The 16,299-nt window shown below is 69.6% G+C and carries 22 protein-coding genes; 21 read left to right on the top strand and 1 reads right to left on the bottom strand.

Annotated features, from left to right (window positions below; translation table 11 throughout):
- Positions 1-49: 49 nt before the first annotated feature.
- The 21 genes from SGFS_RS06235 (at position 50) to SGFS_RS06135 (ending at position 15,287) form a co-directional block, all read left to right on the top strand.
- On the top strand, positions 50-388 hold the full coding sequence (locus SGFS_RS06235; RefSeq protein WP_286248290.1) for a hypothetical protein: 339 nt from the start codon (positions 50-52) through the stop codon (positions 386-388).
- 12 nt (positions 389-400) lie between these two features.
- Entirely contained in the window at positions 401-1,030 is a 630-nt protein-coding gene (locus SGFS_RS06230; RefSeq protein WP_286248288.1) for a hypothetical protein, read from the top strand.
- Positions 1,027-1,443 (top strand): DUF6093 family protein, encoded by a 417-nt coding sequence (locus tag SGFS_RS06225; protein WP_286248286.1) that lies wholly within the window; start codon positions 1,027-1,029, stop codon positions 1,441-1,443. Before SGFS_RS06230 ends, SGFS_RS06225 begins: the two co-directional genes overlap by 4 nt.
- Complete coding sequence (locus SGFS_RS06220) at positions 1,440-1,832, top strand: hypothetical protein (RefSeq protein WP_286248284.1); 393 nt, start codon at positions 1,440-1,442, stop codon at positions 1,830-1,832. Before SGFS_RS06225 ends, SGFS_RS06220 begins: the two co-directional genes overlap by 4 nt.
- Positions 1,829-2,245, top strand: a complete 417-nt coding sequence (locus SGFS_RS06215) for a hypothetical protein (RefSeq protein ID WP_286248282.1) — start codon at positions 1,829-1,831, stop codon at positions 2,243-2,245. The genes SGFS_RS06220 and SGFS_RS06215 overlap by 4 nt, the downstream gene beginning before the upstream one ends.
- Before the next feature lie 13 nt (positions 2,246-2,258).
- The gene (locus SGFS_RS06210) at positions 2,259-2,591 is read left to right on the top strand and encodes a hypothetical protein (protein ID WP_286248280.1); all 333 of its coding nucleotides are present in this window, start codon (positions 2,259-2,261) and stop codon (positions 2,589-2,591) included.
- Positions 2,592-2,655: 64 nt separating this feature from the next.
- Positions 2,656-3,135, top strand: coding sequence for a phage tail tube protein (locus tag SGFS_RS06205; protein WP_286248278.1), 480 nt, complete (start codon positions 2,656-2,658; stop codon positions 3,133-3,135).
- Entirely contained in the window at positions 3,135-3,650 is a 516-nt protein-coding gene (locus SGFS_RS06200) for a hypothetical protein (protein WP_286248274.1), read from the top strand. Before SGFS_RS06205 ends, SGFS_RS06200 begins: the two co-directional genes overlap by 1 nt.
- 116 nt (positions 3,651-3,766) lie before the next feature.
- Positions 3,767-3,955, top strand: coding sequence for a hypothetical protein (locus SGFS_RS06195; protein ID WP_286248272.1), 189 nt, complete (start codon positions 3,767-3,769; stop codon positions 3,953-3,955).
- 3 nt (positions 3,956-3,958) lie between these two features.
- Positions 3,959-7,819: a phage tail tape measure protein gene (locus SGFS_RS06190; RefSeq protein ID WP_286248271.1), complete on the top strand. Its 3,861-nt coding sequence runs from the start codon at positions 3,959-3,961 to the stop codon at positions 7,817-7,819.
- Positions 7,820-9,289 (top strand): hypothetical protein, encoded by a 1,470-nt coding sequence (locus tag SGFS_RS06185; RefSeq protein WP_286248270.1) that lies wholly within the window; start codon positions 7,820-7,822, stop codon positions 9,287-9,289.
- Positions 9,290-9,292: 3 nt separating this feature from the next.
- The gene (locus SGFS_RS06180) at positions 9,293-10,372 is read left to right on the top strand and encodes a DUF5047 domain-containing protein (protein WP_286248268.1); all 1,080 of its coding nucleotides are present in this window, start codon (positions 9,293-9,295) and stop codon (positions 10,370-10,372) included.
- Positions 10,365-11,174, top strand: coding sequence for a hypothetical protein (locus tag SGFS_RS06175; protein WP_286248266.1), 810 nt, complete (start codon positions 10,365-10,367; stop codon positions 11,172-11,174). The genes SGFS_RS06180 and SGFS_RS06175 overlap by 8 nt, the downstream gene beginning before the upstream one ends.
- Positions 11,171-11,935 carry a glycine-rich domain-containing protein gene (locus SGFS_RS06170; protein ID WP_286248264.1) on the top strand — a complete coding sequence of 255 codons (765 nt, stop codon included), beginning with the start codon at positions 11,171-11,173 and terminating at the stop codon, positions 11,933-11,935. The genes SGFS_RS06175 and SGFS_RS06170 overlap by 4 nt, the downstream gene beginning before the upstream one ends.
- Before the next feature lie 2 nt (positions 11,936-11,937).
- Positions 11,938-12,342: a hypothetical protein gene (locus SGFS_RS06165; RefSeq protein WP_286248263.1), complete on the top strand. Its 405-nt coding sequence runs from the start codon at positions 11,938-11,940 to the stop codon at positions 12,340-12,342.
- Between the two features lies 1 nt (position 12,343).
- Positions 12,344-12,838 (top strand): hypothetical protein, encoded by a 495-nt coding sequence (locus tag SGFS_RS06160; RefSeq protein ID WP_286248260.1) that lies wholly within the window; start codon positions 12,344-12,346, stop codon positions 12,836-12,838.
- A gap of 1 nt (position 12,839) precedes the next feature.
- A complete protein-coding gene (locus SGFS_RS06155; protein WP_286248258.1) occupies positions 12,840-13,589 on the top strand; it encodes a peptidoglycan recognition protein family protein in 750 nt (249 codons plus the stop codon).
- On the top strand, positions 13,586-14,152 hold the full coding sequence (locus SGFS_RS06150) for a 3'-5' exoribonuclease domain-containing protein (protein ID WP_286248256.1): 567 nt from the start codon (positions 13,586-13,588) through the stop codon (positions 14,150-14,152). The genes SGFS_RS06155 and SGFS_RS06150 overlap by 4 nt, the downstream gene beginning before the upstream one ends.
- On the top strand, positions 14,149-14,532 hold the full coding sequence (locus SGFS_RS06145; protein WP_286248254.1) for a hypothetical protein: 384 nt from the start codon (positions 14,149-14,151) through the stop codon (positions 14,530-14,532). Before SGFS_RS06150 ends, SGFS_RS06145 begins: the two co-directional genes overlap by 4 nt.
- Positions 14,533-14,958, top strand: a complete 426-nt coding sequence (locus tag SGFS_RS06140; protein WP_286248252.1) for a hypothetical protein — start codon at positions 14,533-14,535, stop codon at positions 14,956-14,958.
- Positions 14,955-15,287, top strand: coding sequence for a hypothetical protein (locus tag SGFS_RS06135; protein WP_286248250.1), 333 nt, complete (start codon positions 14,955-14,957; stop codon positions 15,285-15,287). The genes SGFS_RS06140 and SGFS_RS06135 overlap by 4 nt, the downstream gene beginning before the upstream one ends.
- A gap of 709 nt (positions 15,288-15,996) precedes the next feature.
- Here SGFS_RS06135 and SGFS_RS06130 read toward each other — a convergent pair.
- On the bottom strand, positions 15,997-16,230 hold the full coding sequence (locus SGFS_RS06130; RefSeq protein WP_286248248.1) for a hypothetical protein: 234 nt from the start codon (positions 16,228-16,230) through the stop codon (positions 15,997-15,999).
- Between the last annotated feature and the right edge of the window lie 69 nt (positions 16,231-16,299).

Below are 16,299 nucleotides of genomic sequence, written 5' to 3'. Positions count from 1 at the left end.
CACGCCCCGCCTGGCGCGTCCGGGCGGGGCCTTCCGATGGGAGGCTCTCGTGCGCGTTCGCGTCAACGAGACCATGAAGGTGTTTCACGGGCACGTGCCGACCCAGCTCGCCGAAGGCCAGGAGGTGTCCGGCGAGCTGGCGGCGATGCTGTTGGAGCGGGCGGCGGCGAAGGTGACCCGCCTGGACGCCGAGCCGGATGAGGACGGGGGAGATGGCGGCCCGAAGGAGCCGCCTGCTTCCCTGGCGGATGCTTCTACGGCCGCCGAGGTGCTGGCCTGGGTCGGTGAAGACCCGGATCGTGCCGCCGAGGCGCTGGCCGTCGAGGAGGCTGCGGAGAAGCCGCGGTCGACGCTGGTGAAGCAGCTCAAGAAGCTCGCCGAGGGCTGAGGGGAGGCTGCCGTGGCTTCTCTTCCCCCGCTGGCGACGGCGGCCGATCTCGGCACCGTGCCGGCCTCGGCGTCCAGCGCAGACATTGAGTTGGCGCTGCGGTGGGGGTCTGCCCGCGTCCGTCGTTTCACGGGGCAGGTTTTCACGTTCGTGGAGAACGAGACGATCGAGTTGGGTGGCGGGGACCGGGTGCTGCAGCTGCCGCAGCGGCCACTCGTGGTCGATGCCACGCATCCGCTGACGGTGGTGGAGATTCCCGGCTATGCCGGTGTCGAGATCACTCTCACGGAGGACACCGATTTCACGCGGCTCGGAAACGAGCTGACCCGCGGGGATCCGCGCTATCCGGTGGGCCGCCTGATGGGATGGCCGTGGAGCCGCGTGCAGGGCGTGTGGGCGCCCAAGGTGCGCGTCACGCACAGCCACGGCTACGTCGACGAGATCCCGGACGATGTCGTGGAGATCGTCGTGGACCTTGCGAAGATCAACCTGTCGAACCCGGAGAACCTGAGGTCCGTGGCGATCGACGACTACAGCCGGACTTTCGCCGCCGAGACCATCGGCGGAGCCCGGCTGTCACGGGATCAGAAGGACGACCTGCGCCCGTACCGGCGGACCGCATTCTCGGTGAAGTCGTCGTGACCGCCCTTGAGGCGGCCCTGGCCGCAGGGCGTGCTGAGGCTGAGGCGCTGATGCGGGACACGGTGACGGTGTTCCGGCCGGGCCCGGATGTGTTCGACCGGGTGACGGGTATTTCGACGCCTGGCCCGCCCGAGGTGACGTTCTATTCCGGCATGGCGCGGGTGAAGCCTGACCAGCTGGCCGACTCGGAGGTGCAGGCGGGGGAGCGGGAGGTGGCGTTGCGGCAGTACAAGGTGTCGCTGCCGTTCTCGTCGCTGCTTCCGGCGCCGGGTGTGCGGCCGAGGCCTGGGGATGTGGTGGATGTGTCGGCGTCTCCGGACCCGCGTCTGGTGGGTGTGCGGTTGTGGGTGACGGGTGTGCAGTACAGCGGCACGGCGACGGCGTGGCGGATCATCGCGGAGGACCGGTCATGAGCATTAACGCCAACACGCGGCAGTTGGACGAGTTGGCCAGTGTGTTCCGGGTGAACGCGGTGCGGGCTCAGGTGCAGGCGCGGGCGGTCGTCGCACGCGGAGCGCTGAATGTGAAGAACGGCTGGCGGGCCAACGCGGTCGCGTCGTCCGGTCGGCACGCGCGTCTGTACCCGAACAGCATCAGCTACGACATGCGCCCGCACCCGACTGGGGCGTCGGCGGAGATCGGGCCGGACAAGTCCCGGCCGCAGGGGGCGCTGGGGAACCTGCTGGAGTTCGGGTCGGTGAAGAACCCGCCGCACAACGATGGCGGCCTGGCGCTGGCGGCCGAGGCGGCAGCGTTCACGGCGCATGTCGCTGCGATCGGCGCGCAGATGGGCCGCGGGTGAGTACCCCGCCGGCGGTCCTGCCTCACCGGGACGCGGTCAAAGCGGCCTTGGAGGCGGGCGGCCTGACGGTGGGGCTCGGCGGCGCTCCGCCGACGGCGCCACCGAACGGCACGACGACCGAGTATGTCGCGCTGTATGTCGCTCCGGGCCGTTCGGTGCCGGAGTCGCTGGCCGACGCCCGCCTGGACTTCGACACGGTCTTTCAGGTGACGTGCGTGGGGAAGACCGAGGAGCGCTGCCTGTGGGTCGCCGACAAGGCCCGTCGGGCGTTGCACGGGACGCTGACGGTCGACGGGCGGCGGGCGTGGCGGCCGGAGGAGCTCGGCGGCCCGCCTGTGCAGCGTGACGACGATGTGTCTCCGCCGCTGTATTTCGTGCCGGTGCAGTACCGGCTGATGTCCACCCCAGCCTGATTGGAGCTTTCTCATGGCGCTTCTTGCCCAGCAGGTCATCGCACGGTCGGGCCTGACTCCGACCTATTCGGCGGCGGCCGGGTCGACGACGGTGACGTGCGGCGACCGCTCGTTCCTGCACGTGAAGAACACGAACGGCAGCTCGATGACCGTCACGGTCACGGCGACCGCCCAGGTCGACGGCCAGGCTGTCGCTGATCTGGTCGTCACGGTTCCGGCGACGACCGGCGACAAGATGATCGGCCCTCTCCTCGGCCGCCTCTTCGCGTCGACCGCCGACGGGACGAGTGCCGCCATCACCTACTCGTCGACCACCGGTGTCACCGTCGCGAGCCTCGTCATCTGACGCACTGCCTGCCCTGTCCCGCCCCGTCCTCGGGGCTTTTTTCATGCCCTGAAGGAGGCACGTCATGTCCGACGTGATCAACGACGGTAAGACCCGGGTGTACTGGGTGAGCACCATCGCCAACATCGCCGCGCCGACGGCCGCCGAGCTGAACGCCGGCCTGGACTTCACGACCCGGATCACCCCGGACGGCCTGAACATCCCGGCCGAGACCGCGGATGTCGACAACAGCTCGCTCGCGTCGACGTTCACCACCAACCGCGCCGGCCGCCGCAGCTTCTCGCCGGAGGTGACGTTCAAGCGGGGCGACTCGGCGGGCGACGACCTGCCGTGGACGACGCTCACCTACCAGACCATGGGCTACCTGGTGGTGCGCCGCATCCTCGCGTACACGACCGCGTGGGCGGCCGGGCAGAAGGTCGAGGTGTATCCGGTGGAGTGCGGCGAGCGGAACAGCATCCCGCCGGCGCCGAACGAGGTCGCCAAGTTCACCTCCAACATGAAGCTCCGGGAGGAGCCCAACACGGCGGCGACGGTGGCCTGATGCCCAACATCAAGGACATCCTTGCCAAGGCGAAGCCGCGGGAGCACACGATCCGCCTCTGCCTGGCCGGGGATGTGGCCGCCGAGGTGGAGCGGCTCGAGGCGGAGCTGGCGGCGACGCAGTCGTGGGTGCAGCAGTCGATCGCTGATGCTCATCCGGGGATTGCGCTGGCGGAGAAGATCGCGGCGGCGCGGGAGCGGATGCAGGGCTCCGAGGTGGAGTTCACGTTCCGGGCGCTCGGCGCGAAGGCCTGGTCGGATCTGGTGGCGCAGCATCCGAGTGACAAGGAGGGCGAGTCGTGGGACGACGAGTCCCTCGCCCCGGCCCTCATCGCGGCATCGGCCATCAACCCGGCGATGACGCCGGACGATGTCGGCGAACTGTTCGAGCAGCTCAATGCCGGGCAGCGGCAGCAGTTGATCGATGCGGCGTGGACGGTGAACGGGGAGGCGACGGCTGTCCCTTTCGCGTTGCACGCCTCCGCGATCCTCGCCTCCCGCACCGACGGGAAGTAGAGGCCGCCCGGGCGTGGGGCGTCCCGCGCAGCATCTTCCTCGGCCGTTCGTGGCCGCAGGCGGGCGAGCCGCTGTGGACCGACGAGGACCGGGAGTGGGCGCTCGCCCTTCACCTGGTGGAGCAGGACGTGTGCCCGGACTGCCGCCAGCCCTGGAGCGACGCCACCGACGCCAAGAGTGAGGGCCAGTGGGATGCGCACCTGGTGCGCTGCCACGCCTGCCATGCGGCGGCGCGCACGGTGGCCCAGTTCGAAAACGGCGGCGGTGACATGCGCGGCCTGCACGTCAACCTGACCAGGGGGTGAGCCGTGGCGGTTCGTACCGTCTCCGTCATCCTCACCGCGGACATCGCAGCATTCCGGGCACGCATGGCGGACGCCTCGCGCACGGCGACGCGGACGTCGACCAACATCCGCACGAGCATGCGGAACGCAGGCCGCACTCTGACCCAGGTCGGCGAGAACCAGAAGAAGACCCTTCAGGCCATCCAGGGCGCCTCGGTTGGCCTGGTGGCGGTGTTCGGCCTGGCTGTGGCGGCGGCGGCGCGGTTCGAGAAGGCCATGTCGAACGTGAAGGCCGTCTCGCAGGCTTCCGCGGGCGAAATGGCGACGCTCCGGTCGGCGGCCCTGGAGGCGGGGCGCACGACGGCGTTCAGCGCGGTGGAGGCGGCTGAGGCTCAGCACGAGTTGGCGAAGGCCGGCGTGTCTGTGTCGGACATCGCCGGGGGTGCCCTGAAGGGCGCCCTGAACCTTGCGGCGGCAGCGGAGATCAACGTCGCAGAGGGCGCGGAGATCGCCGCGAACGCCATGACCGTGTTCGGGCTGAAGGGCCGGGATGTCGGGCACATCGCCGACCTGCTCGCCGCGGCGGCGAACAAGAGCACCACCGACGTGCATCAGATGGGCATGTCGCTGCGGATGGCCGGGCAGGTCGCCTCCCAGACCGGGCTGTCGCTCGAGGACACCGTCGGTGCGCTGACCCTGTTCGCGGCTGAGGGCCTGAAGGGTTCCGACGCCGGCACCAGCTTCAAGGTGATGCTGCAGCGGCTCACCCCGCAGTCCAAAGAGGCGCAGGCCGCGATGGACAAGCTCGGGTTCACCGCCTACGACAGCACGGGCCAGTTCGTCGGGTTGCAGGAGATGTCCCGCCGGCTGAAGGACTCGTTCGCGGGTCTCACTCCCGAGGCGCGTAACGCCGCCATGGGTGTGATCTTCGGCTCGGATGCGGTGCGGGCGGCGAACATCCTTTACAAGTACGGCGCCGAGGGCGTCCGCACGTACACGGACGCGGTCAACGACCAGGGCTATGCGCAGGCCGTCGCGATGACCCGCATGGACAACCTGATCGGCGACTTCAAGCTACTGAAGGCGGCGGTGGAGTCCGCACTCATCGAGACCGGGAGCGGCGCCAACTCCGCCTTGCGCGACATGGTGCAGTGGGTGACCCGGCTGGTCAACGTCTACAACAACCTGCCCCCGGGGATCCAGCAGTCCGTCGGCATGATGACCGGGCTGGTCGGCGTGATCGGCCTGGCGGGTTCGTCGATGCTCCTGCTGCTGCCGCGCATCATGCTGGTGCGCCGCGAACTGATCGCCATGGGTGTAACGGCGCAGGTGGTACGTGGCCAGTTGATGACGCTCGGCAGGCTCACCATGGTCCTGGGCGCGCTGACCGCGGTCGCCTGGGGCGTCTCCACCCTTGCTGAGAAGATGCGCGGCGCGGGCCCGGACGCTACCAAGATGGCCAACGCGCTGGTCGACCTGGGCCAGAAGGGCAAGGCTGCTGGGGAGCTCACGAAGACGTTCGGGAAGGATCTGGACGGCTTCGGTGAGGCGGTGGCCCGGATCGCTCACCCGGACGTCCTGGACCGGACGGAGGACTTCTTCTCCACGTTCGATCCGATGGCCGAGGGCGGCCCGACGCTGGAGGCTGCCCGCGAGAAGGTGGCGGCGCTGGACGAGGCGCTGGCGTCGCTGGTCAACTCTGGTGCGACGGACAGTGCCAGCGAGGCGTTCAAGCGTATGGCGACGGCGGCCGAGGAGAACGGCACGTCGCAGGAGAAGCTGCTCACGTTGCTGCCGCAGTATGCGGAGGCGCTGACTGGCGCGGACACTCAGGCGAAGATCACGGCCGAGTCGCAGGGTTCGCTGGGTGATGCGACGGCGACGACGGCTGATGAGATGCAGGATCAGCGCACGGCGGCGGAGAAGCTGGCCGATGCGTTGAACGTGCTGAACGGCGTGGCCATCAGTGCGGCTCAGGGGCAGATCCAGTTCGAGCAGTCCCTCGACGACCTCGCGGCGGCCGTGAAGGAGAACGGCACAAGCCTCGATGTCACCACCGACAAGGGCCGCACGGTCAAGTCCGCGTTCCTGGACGCGGCGAAGTCGGCGCAGGACTATGCCCAGTCCGTCGCTGATCAGAAGGGCTCGGTCGAGGCCGGGAACGCGGTCCTGGAGACGAGCATCGCCGCGCTGAAGCGGACGATGAAGCAGGCCGGGTTCACCGACAAGCAGATCAAGGATTTGATCGGCACCTACGCGCAACTCCCGCCGAGGACCGACACCGAGGTTCGCGCCGAGATCGGCAACGCGATGCGTGACCTGGAGACGGTGCAGGGCAAGGTCAAGAAGACCAAGGGCAAGACGATCACCGTCGACACGCTCACCAAGGAAGGTGAGAGCGCCCTCGAGCGGCTCGGCTTCAAGATCAAGCGCACCAAGGGTAAGAAGATCGTCATCACGGTTCCGACCGGCGCCCAGAAGCGGAACGTGGACGCTCTGGCAGCCGCCATCAGGGCCCTGCAGAACAAGTCCGTCACCGTCACGATGACCACGGTCCGCCGCACCATCGCCGAGAGCAACGTCAGCGGACGGCCGGGGCGGGGCGAGGGCGGCTTCTCCAAGAACTCCTTCGGCGGCATCGTCGGCCGGGCCCGCGATGGCTTCTACATCCCTGGTTACGCGCCGCGCATCGATGACCAGCTGATTTTGGCCTCCAAGGGCGAGGGCGTCCTTGTGCCGGAGGCTGTCCGCAAGGGAGGACAGCGGTCCGGTCTCGGACCAGCAGGCTTCATCGCCGCCCTCAACAACTGGGGCCGCTTCGGCACCCGGATGACGATGTTCGCCGATGGCGGCATCGTCGGCTACGCCAACGGCGGCACCGTCAAGAAGAAGGCGACACCCCAGTCGGTCATCAACGCACGCCGCGAACTGCCCGGTGACTTCGGCGACTTCACCCGTTCCCTCACCAAGTCGGCCTCCGAAATCCGCACGGCCTCCAAGGCCATGGCCACGGACCTGAAAAAGTTGGGCAACGCCGGGTGGAGGCTCGCGGGCCAGGTCGACAGGACCAGCCGCAAACTGCAGTCGCTCGCCAACCAGCGGGACGACGTCCGGGAGAAGATCGCTGAGGCCCGCCAGTTCGCGAAGGACCAGACGTCCAGCGGCAAGGAGTTCATGGCGCTCGGCAAGGGCGGCACCGCCGCCGAGCTGATCGCCGGGCTGCGCGAGCAGCAGGCCGAGGCCGCCGACTTCCAGAGGGACATCACCTACCTGCGCAAGCGCGGCCTGAACAAGGATTTGTTGAGGCAGGTCATCGAGGAGGGTCCCGGCAGCGACCTCGCCGAGCGGATCATGACCGCGTCGTCCGCCGAGTTCCAGACCCTCAACCAGCTCGCCGGTAAGGGCGCCAAGCTGGCCACGAGTATCGGCCGCACCACCGCCGACGCCCTGTACGACGCAGGCAAGAACGCCGGCAAGGGCTTCCTCGCGGGGCTGATCTCGCAGGAGAAGGCCCTGCAGAAGCAGATGGACAAGCTGGGTAAACAGCTCGTCTCCTCGATCAAGAGGGCCCTGAAAATCAAGTCGCCAAGCGCGGTGATGCGGGATCAGGTCGGCAAGCAGCTCGGCGCCGGCCTTGTCCAGGGCATGGACCGGTCCCTCGTCGACGTGCAGGCGGCAGGCGCGCGCATGTCCGCCGCGGCCATCAGCGCCGCATGGGGCGGCCCTCCCGCCGCCACGACAGCAGGCGCGGGCGGCGGCGCCTTCACCGGCGACCTGTACCTCGACTCGGGCCAGTTCCTTGGCGCGGTGCGAGGCACTGTCACGCCGATGATCCGGGACTCCGAGCAGCGGCAGGCGTACCGGGCCAAAGTGGGGAGGCGCTGAGTGGCCATCTCCTACATCGGCATCGGGGCCCTGTCGACCCACGCCGACACCATCACCCCCGCCTACCCGGCCGGCGCCACAGCTGGGCGGCTCGCTGTCCTCCAGGTCGTCTCGGCACACACCGACGAGTCCGTCCCCACCACACCGTCCGGCTGGAACCTCGCAGGCACCTTCTCCGGTGGCGGCGGCGTTTTCGGCGCCGCAGCAGGACCGCGCCGACTGACCTTTTTCACGCGGGTACTGGCCGGGTCGGACGCGGTCCCGTCGACGCGGATCCCATCCGGGTCGACGGGCTCGCTGGTGGCGGGCCGTGTGCTGGTGCTGGACCGCAGTGCGGGCACCGGCTGGAGGTGGGCGGCCAGCTTCGGCGAAGACACATCCTCCGGAACCGGGTTCTCGGCCGTGGCGTCGACGGCGCTGACGTGGGCGGCCGGGGACTTCACGGTGCTCGGCTACGGCGTGTGCGTGTCCACTGCGTCCGCGACAGCCGAGGCCATCACGGCGACGGGCATCACGTTCGGCACGGTGACCGAGCGGGCCGACGACTCCGTCACCGACGGACACGACGCCCGCCTCATATCCGCGACGTGCTCCGTGTCGTCGGGCAGCGGCACTCAGGCCCCCACGATCACGGCCACCCTGGCCGCCGCAGCAACCGGCGTGGCCGGCGCGCTGCGGATCCGTGAAGCGTCGGCGGCCATCGCCGCCACAGCACAGACCGTGTCCCCGCCCCGCAACCTGGTCAGCGTCACGGGCATGACCGCGGAGAACATCGTCGCGGCAACCATGTACCGGGTCATCGGCGCCACCCGTACCGCGGTGCGGGCGGCCGACTCAGTCGACGTGACCGGGCAGGCCGCGTTGCTCCGCGTGGATGCCGAGCAGCCGTTCGGCGTCGCCGTCTCCTACTCGGCAGACCTCGAGGACGTCAACGGCAACGTGTGGACCGTGAACACGGCCAGCACGATCACCTCAACCGTGACGGGCGACGTGATCAGCGATGCCATCCGTGGTCTGGGCGCCGTCGTGACCATCGCCTCATGGCCGGAGAAGAAACGCGACCGCGACAGCAGCCAGTTCAACGTGGGCGGCCGGATCGTCGTCGTCAGCAGACCCCGGTCCAGCGCGTCGGCCACCATCCTGGTGCGCACATCGACCGCGGAGGAGGGCGACGCCCTCCACGAGGTGCTCGGCTCCGCCACCGAAGGCGTCGTCCTCATCCGCAAGCAGACCACCATGCCGGGCGTCGACGGCTACCTGGTGGTGCTCTCCGACACCGAGGACCGCAACTGGTATGACGCCCTGCGCCGCTGGTCGCTGGACGTCGTCGAGACGGAAGCGTGGCCGTCGATCCTGGAGGCGGCTGGGTTCACACTCCAGGACGTCGCCGACAACTACACGACCCTCGCCGACCTGTCCGCCGAGAACGCCACGCTCCTCGACCTGGCGCTTCGCGACTTCGGGGCGTGAGCGATGCTGGAAATGTCCGATGCGGCGCTCGCCGTCGTACAGCGCTCCCACACCGTCGTGGTGCGTGCGGAGTCGTGGCGGGCCGGTGAACTCCTCGCTGATGACATTCCCGTGGCCGGGGGCGGCGAGGACCGCGACCGGTCCCTCACCGTGCCCGAGCGGGTCACCCTCACGGTGCCGCGCCGGGACCGCGGCGTCGACTGGGACCCCATCAGCCCCGACCATGCGCTCGCCGCCTACGGGCAGCAGCTGCGCGTCTCCTACGGCATCGACGTCGGCGGCAGCACCGAGTGGATCGACCGCGGCTGGTTCCTCATCACGACTGCGGAGACCGACGGCGACACCGTCAACGTCCAGGCCGAAGGACTCCTCAGCCTGATCGAGGAGGCCAAGTTCGTGGCCCCCTTCCAGCCGTCCGGGACGCTCGCCTCCACGGTGCGGTCCCTCGTCGAACCGGCGCTGACCGTGGAGTTCGACGGCGCCCTCGTCGACCGGTCCGTGCCGGTGGGCATGCAGTGGGACGAGGACCGCATGGGCGCCCTGTCCGAAGTGCTCGACGCGTGGCCGGCCGTGCCGCGCGTCACCGAGGACGGCTTCCTGCGCGTCGAGCCTCTCGACGACAGCGGCGACCCTGTCCTGGCCATCACCGACGGGACGGGCGGCACCGTGGTGCGCTGGCAGAGCGCCAGCAGCCGCGACGGCGCCTTCACCGTCGTCGTCGCCCGCGGCGAAAGCTCCACCGGCGACCAGGTACAAGGCGTCGCCTACGACCGCTCCGGCACCAGCCCCCTGCGAGCCGACGGCCCCTTCTCGCCGCTGGCAGTTCCGTACTTCTTCTCCTCGCCGCTGCTCACTTCGGTGACGCAGTGCAGGGCCGCGGCCCTGACCACGCTGGCCCGGCTGCGCCGCACCGCGTCCCGCATGCTCACCGTCACCATGGTTCCCCACCCCGGCCTCGTCCCCGGCGACATCGTCTCTGTGACCGGCGCCGGGCTGATCAGCCAGCCGTGTGTGATCGAGAAACAGGGGCTGCCCTACTCGCCGGGCGAAATGACCCTGACGGTGAGGACCATCGATGCCTGACCTGCGAGACTTCAAAGCGTCCCTCGCCCGCAGTGGCCCACTGATCGGGTACGCCGACTCCACCGTTTCTTCCGGCGCCTGCGTCGCCACGGTCGGCGGCATCCAGACCACCGTCCGCGTCGTCACCGGCCTCACGGTTGCTGTCGGCGACCGGCTCATCATCCAGCGCGTGGCCTCCACCTACGTGGCCACCAACGTCCTTCCCGCGGCCCCTGCTGTGCCGCCGCCGACTCCGACGCCGCAGGAAGAGGCCCCGGACACGGGTGACGCGGCCCCGGCGCCGAAACCGGTGACGACGACAGGCACGCTCACCGTCACCCCGGTCGCCACCGCCACATACCGGGACGGCAAGTGGCGCACGGACATCGGCAGCGTCAACTCGGCGGACACCTTCCAGGGCCGCTATTCCGGCTCCAGCTACGGCCGCAACACCGGTGTCGCCTTCTACGGTTCCAAGCCTCGCTCCCTGTCCGGGGCGACGGTCACCAAGGCCACGATCCGTGTGAAGCGGCTCGCCGCCGGCGACTTCGCCGCACGCACGGCCACGCTCCGCCTCGTGACCCAGGCGACCCGTCCGAGCGGTGCACCCACGCTGAATGAGACGACATCCGGCCCGAGCCTGAAGGTCAACACCTCCGGCACCTTCACGATCCCCGACGCGTGGGCACAGGCCATCGTCAACGGCACCCGAGGCGGCATCGCCATCAGCATCAGCAGCGACAGCCCATACATCCAGTTCGCCGGCCGCAACTCGTGGTCCGCTGCATGGACGTTGACGATCTATTGGAGGCGTAGTTCATGAGCCAGGAGACCTCCAAGGGGATCACCTACCCCGAGTCGACGGACCATGCCCGCCTGTGGGAGCACCTGCAGAACCTGGCCGAGGACGTCGACGGCATCGTCCCCGCCAGCATCGACGTGCAGACGTTCACCTCCTCCGGCACCTGGACCAAACCGGCCGGGGCCCGGCTCGTCATCGTCGAGGTGCAGGCGGGCGGCGGCGGCTCCGGGGGCTGTCCGGCCACCAGCGCCGGGCAGGGTGCCGCGTCGCCGGGTGGCGGGGGCGGCGAGTATGCGCGCGGCTGGTTCGCGGCCTCCTCCCTCGGCGCGACGGAGTCCGCCACCGTCGGCGCCGGCGGCACAGCGGGCGCGGCCGGGGCGAACGCCGGCGGTAACGGTGGCGCGTCCTCGTTCGGCTCGCACATCACCTGCAACGGCGGTGGCGGCAGCCAGGCAGGGACAGCATCGTCAGGCAGCAGCTCCAGCCTCGCGGGCGCCGACGGCGGCACCGGGGGAACAGGTGGAAGCGTCCGCATCCCCGGCAGCGACGGCGGATGCTCCCAGACCGTTTCCGGGTTTCCGATCAAGATGAACAACGGCGGCGGCTCGGCGCTGGGCGCCCTGCAGCGGTCCAGCGGTATCTCGGTCGGCTCGACGGGCGGCATCGCCGGGAACCTGTACGGCGGCGGCGCGTCCGGCTCATCCAACGGGCCGAGCAACTCGTCGGCGGCCGGGGACGTGGGGGCCGCGGGCATCGTCATCGTCACCACGTTGAAGGCGTGACCGTGGCCACCGTTGAGGAGCCGCCGCCACCCCCGACAGGGAATCCGGGCCTGCCGTTCACGTCTGAGCGCCGCGACGGATCGATCGCCGAGCAGTGGGATGTGCCGTCCCGCACCTACTGGCGGCTCGATGGCGGCGAGGTCGTCGAGTCCCGGCCGTTCACGGCGGCCGAAGAGGCGTGGGCGCGGCAGCAGTCGACGGACGAGGCACGCCGAACCAACCGTGACCTGCTCATCGCCCGCGCCCGGGCGGCCCTCGCCAGCAACGCCGCATACCTGGACCTGGTGGCCGCGGGCACGGCGACGAACGCACAGCACCTGGCCCAGGTTCCGGCGCTGACCCGGCAGATGCAGGGCCTGATCCGGCTCCTCCTCGGCTCTGATCTGCTCGATTCCACAGGAGGATGACATGACGGGTGTCCGCGTCGTCTCGCTGAAGACCGATGACCCGCAACTGATTCCGGCGGACGGCGAATACCACGTGCTGCGGTTCCCGTACACGGCATCCGCCGAGTCGTATGACGCGTGGGGCATGCACGAGCCGCTGCAGCGGGACGGCTATGAGGTGCGGGACTGGGCCCGCGACGACCGATCGGGCCTGATCTGGCCGGTGTCGTCCGGCTGGGGCGCGGTGCATGGGCTCGTCTACTGGGATGCGGGCGACTACACGGAGGTCCGGTCCCGGTTCGTCCGCGACCCGCTCGGGCTGGCCGGCGGCTACGACTCGACGTGCACCGAGGACCATGCGCCGACGCCGGGCGGCCAGTACCGGGCGAAGACGTGGGGGCTGTTCGTCCAGCCGGGGACGCCGGTCGCTCTGATGGTCCGCCACAACGCCTCGTCGGCCCGGGCTGTGACCCTCGCCGAGTGCAAGCTGATCATCCACCCTGTAGAGGAGCCCTGACATGGCCCCACCTCTGACCCACGACCGGTTCATCGCGATCCTCAAGGCGGAGGGTGTCAAGGTCGCCGAGTACCCGGGCTGGCGGGATCGCGAGCGAGACGACGAGACCGGCCGGCCGTTCGGGCCCGTCCACATGGTCCTCAACCACCACACCGCGGGCGCGGACTCGCTGACGGCGGTGGCGAAGAACGGCATCGCCGGGCTGCCGGGCCCGCTCGCCCACATCCACCTCGCGAAGTCGGGGCTGGCGACGCTGTGCTCGGGCGGCCGGGCGAATCACGCCGGGCTGATGGCGCTGAACGCCTACGAGTCGTTCCTCAACGAAGCGTCCACGCACCCGGCGCCGAACAAGGCATCGGGCACGGTCGACGGCAACGACGTCGCCTACGGGATCGAGACGGAGAACCGCGGCAACGGCACGGACGTGTACCCACGGGCGCAGTACGACGCGTGGGTGCGGATCAACGCCGCGTTCTGCCGCGAGTACGGCTGGTCCGCGGACTCGTGCGGCGGCCACAAGGAAACCAGCATCGAGGGCAAGCCGGATCCGCTCGGCCCGGTAGAGGGCTACGGGGCGCGCGGCGGGTTCGCGTTCAGCATGGGCCAGTTCCGCAAGGACGTGGCCGAGCGGCTGTCACACGCCGCCGACTGGTCGCCGGGCGCGACTCCGCCGGCTCCGAAGCCGACCACCGAGGAGCGGCTGACCGCGCTGGAGAAGCGCGTCACCGCGCTGGAAAAGGGCGCCGCGTGACCGCGATCGACTACGACTTGGAGTTCCTGGAGGACGGCCGCACCATCGAGCTGATCTCGATCGGCATGGTGTGTGACGACGGCCGCGAGTACTACGCCGTGAGCTCCGACATGCCAGTGGACCGGATTCTCAACCACCAGTGGCTGAAGGCCAACGTGTGGCCGCACCTGCCGCTGCGCGGCTACAAGCCCCCGCCGCAGATCAACGCCCTGCAACAGAGCGACGGTGCCCTCGACAAGACGGACATCCGGGTTAAACCCAAGTGGGTGATCGCGAACGAGGTCCGTGAGTTCATCCAGGCCGCCGGACCGGACGTCCAGCTCTGGGCGAACTACGGCGCCTACGACCACGTCGCCCTCGCCCAGCTGTGGGGCCCGATGATCACGCTCCCCGACGGCGTGCCGATGTTCACCCACGACATCCAGCAGGAGCGATCCCGACTCGGTCTGTCGTGGGACGACCTGCCGAAGCAGGAGGGCAGCGAGCACAACGCGCTCGCGGACGCCCGTCACAACCGAGTCGTCCGGCGCTGGCTCGCCGAACAGGAAGCGAGAACCTCATGAAGATCTTCGGCCGTGAACCGGCGCTTCTCCTCGGCTTTGCCGCAGCCGCCCTCAAGCTGCTCGCCGCGTTCGGTCTCGGCGTCAACGAGACCCAGCAGGCCCTCGTCAACACCGTCCTCGCCGCCGGTGTCGGCGTGTGGCTGGCCGCTGTCGCCCGCGACGGAGCTGTCGGCGCCGCACTGATGCAGGCCGCGCAGGCGGTCATGGCCGCGTTCGTCGGCTTCGGCCTCGACTGGTCCACGGAGAAGCAGGCCACTGTCATGGCGAGCGTGGCCGCGTTCCTCGCCCTGTGGGAGCGCACGCAGGTGACGGCGCCGGTGTCGACGACGTGGCTGGAGCAGCACAGCCCTGTGGCGCCGTCCTCGCCGCGAGGGGTGTAGGTGCCGGGCCGGGTCGTGCGGCGGCTGGGGCGGATACTCGGCCGGCGGGGCGCGATCCTCCTGTGCTACGGCGCCGTGTGGGCGCTGTACGGGTACGCGCAGGTCGCCTCGCCGCCACCGGACCAGCGCGGGCTGCAGCCGCTGCTGGAGCTGTGGCCATTGTCGGTGTGGGGCTGTCTATGGATGGCGGCCGGCCTGCTCGCGATGGTCGCCGCGTGGCTGCCGCAGGGCATGGACTGGCCCGCCTACCCGGCGCTGCAGCTGGTGGTGTTGCCGTGGATGGGCTGCTACCTGATGACGTGGCTGATGGGTGATTTTCCAAGGGGGTGGATTGCGGCGGCTGTGTGGGGGCTGATCTCGGTGCCGGTGTGGGTGGCGGCGGGTTGGCCCGAGCCGCCCCGCATCAAGAGAGTGAGCAGCGCATGACGGTGGACACCTGGATTCAGGCCGGGTTGGCACTGGTGGGTACGGCGGGTGGTGTGGTGGCCGCGCGGTCGGCGCGCAGGACGAAGCGGCAGGAGAACCGCGACGACTTCACCGAGATCAAGAAGGCGTTGAATGAGCGTATCGACGAACTGAAGGTGACGCAGGCCGGGCAGCAGGAGCAGCTCACCGGCCAGGGCGCGGCGATCTCGTGGCTCGTCGTCGACCGCCGCAGCATGGTCAGCTACATCCGTAGCCGTGGTCTTGAACCGCCGGCTCCGCGTCCTATCCCCGAGCGGGCGCGGCCGTACCTCGACCACCTCGACGTGTGAGAACTGGAGTACGAGTCATGGCTGATGTCCCCGAGGATCCGCCGCCGTTCTGGCTGTCGCCCCGCCCGTTCCTCGAACCCGACCTTCCGCCACCCGACGACGATGACGCCGAATGACCGACGCCCCCTGCTCCTCGCCGCAAACGCGGCGGGGGAGCAGGGGGCGTTTCAATGTGCGCGGGCTAGCTAAGCCAGCGCACTCGGGGGTTCTGGGGGACCTCCACTTCGCAAGGCACAACCCAGTCCTTGAAGCCGTCCCGCCTGCATGTGAGGACGAGTCGCATCGGCGTGTTCAGTCACTGGTCGCGCCACCGGGCGTCCCGGTCGTTGCCCTCTTGCCATTGCGGGGGGCGGGTCCGCCCGTTCCCCACGGCCGGGGCGCAGGGGACGTCGCGGTGCCGATTCGTCTGTGGCCTCGTTTCCCGGGCATGACCGAACCCTTCTGCATGACGTGCGCCGAGGTGCGCCTCGGGCCGGCCGCCTGCGCGACCGTCGATCGCATTGTGGCGAGCGCTCCACCCCTTAGTCCCGAGCAAGTGAGGCAGCTTCGCGCTGTGTTTCAGCCAGCCCGCACCTCGTCAGGTGGCACCCCAGAGCCCCGCCGCAAAACCTGCGGGCACGGGGAGGCGACTGGCAGCTAGCGCATAACGTTCCCTGAAGCGTGCCCGGTTGGGCGGCAGCACTCTCGATAACATGCCATATCGCGGGCGTTATTTGGGGTGATTGTCCGACTCGACTGACGGGGCTTCTGGCCTCTCGGGTAGCTCCGCTCCGGGGCGTCTGGCGTACCACTCCCACAGTCGTCGGGTGATGTTGCTGCGGTCGCCGCCTGCGGCGTGCGCGGCGGCGTCGAAGTCCGCGACCAGCTCGTCATCGATTCCGCGCACGACCCGCTGCCTGTGTCGGTGCCGGTGCTGGCGACGGCGTTCCTCTTCGCTGGTCATGGCCTGAAGTGTGACAGGTGGCTTGCCACCGGTCAAAGGGTGCGGGATGATGGTGGCAAGCCACCAGGG

This window comes from Streptomyces graminofaciens (assembly GCF_030294945.1).
Taxonomy (GTDB): domain Bacteria; phylum Actinomycetota; class Actinomycetes; order Streptomycetales; family Streptomycetaceae; genus Streptomyces; species Streptomyces graminofaciens.
This window is presented reverse-complemented; position numbering and strand designations above follow the sequence as displayed.

Excerpts from the sequence above, each read along its gene's own strand:
- SGFS_RS06220 (WP_286248284.1), top strand. The coding sequence starts at position 1,440 with ATGAGCATTAACGCCAACACGCGGCAGTTGGACGAGTTGGCCAGTGTG.
- SGFS_RS06210 (WP_286248280.1), top strand. The coding sequence starts at position 2,259 with ATGGCGCTTCTTGCCCAGCAGGTCATCGCACGGTCGGGCCTGACTCCG.
- SGFS_RS06205 (WP_286248278.1), top strand. The coding sequence starts at position 2,656 with ATGTCCGACGTGATCAACGACGGTAAGACCCGGGTGTACTGGGTGAGC.
- SGFS_RS06200 (WP_286248274.1), top strand. The coding sequence starts at position 3,135 with ATGCCCAACATCAAGGACATCCTTGCCAAGGCGAAGCCGCGGGAGCAC.
- SGFS_RS06180 (WP_286248268.1), top strand. The coding sequence starts at position 9,293 with ATGCTGGAAATGTCCGATGCGGCGCTCGCCGTCGTACAGCGCTCCCAC.
- SGFS_RS06175 (WP_286248266.1), top strand. The coding sequence starts at position 10,365 with ATGCCTGACCTGCGAGACTTCAAAGCGTCCCTCGCCCGCAGTGGCCCA.
- SGFS_RS06170 (WP_286248264.1), top strand. The coding sequence starts at position 11,171 with ATGAGCCAGGAGACCTCCAAGGGGATCACCTACCCCGAGTCGACGGAC.
- SGFS_RS06160 (WP_286248260.1), top strand. The coding sequence starts at position 12,344 with ATGACGGGTGTCCGCGTCGTCTCGCTGAAGACCGATGACCCGCAACTG.
- SGFS_RS06155 (WP_286248258.1), top strand. The coding sequence starts at position 12,840 with ATGGCCCCACCTCTGACCCACGACCGGTTCATCGCGATCCTCAAGGCG.
- SGFS_RS06145 (WP_286248254.1), top strand. The coding sequence starts at position 14,149 with ATGAAGATCTTCGGCCGTGAACCGGCGCTTCTCCTCGGCTTTGCCGCA.
- SGFS_RS06135 (WP_286248250.1), top strand. The coding sequence starts at position 14,955 with ATGACGGTGGACACCTGGATTCAGGCCGGGTTGGCACTGGTGGGTACG.
- SGFS_RS06130 (WP_286248248.1), bottom strand. The coding sequence starts at position 16,230 with ATGACCAGCGAAGAGGAACGCCGTCGCCAGCACCGGCACCGACACAGG.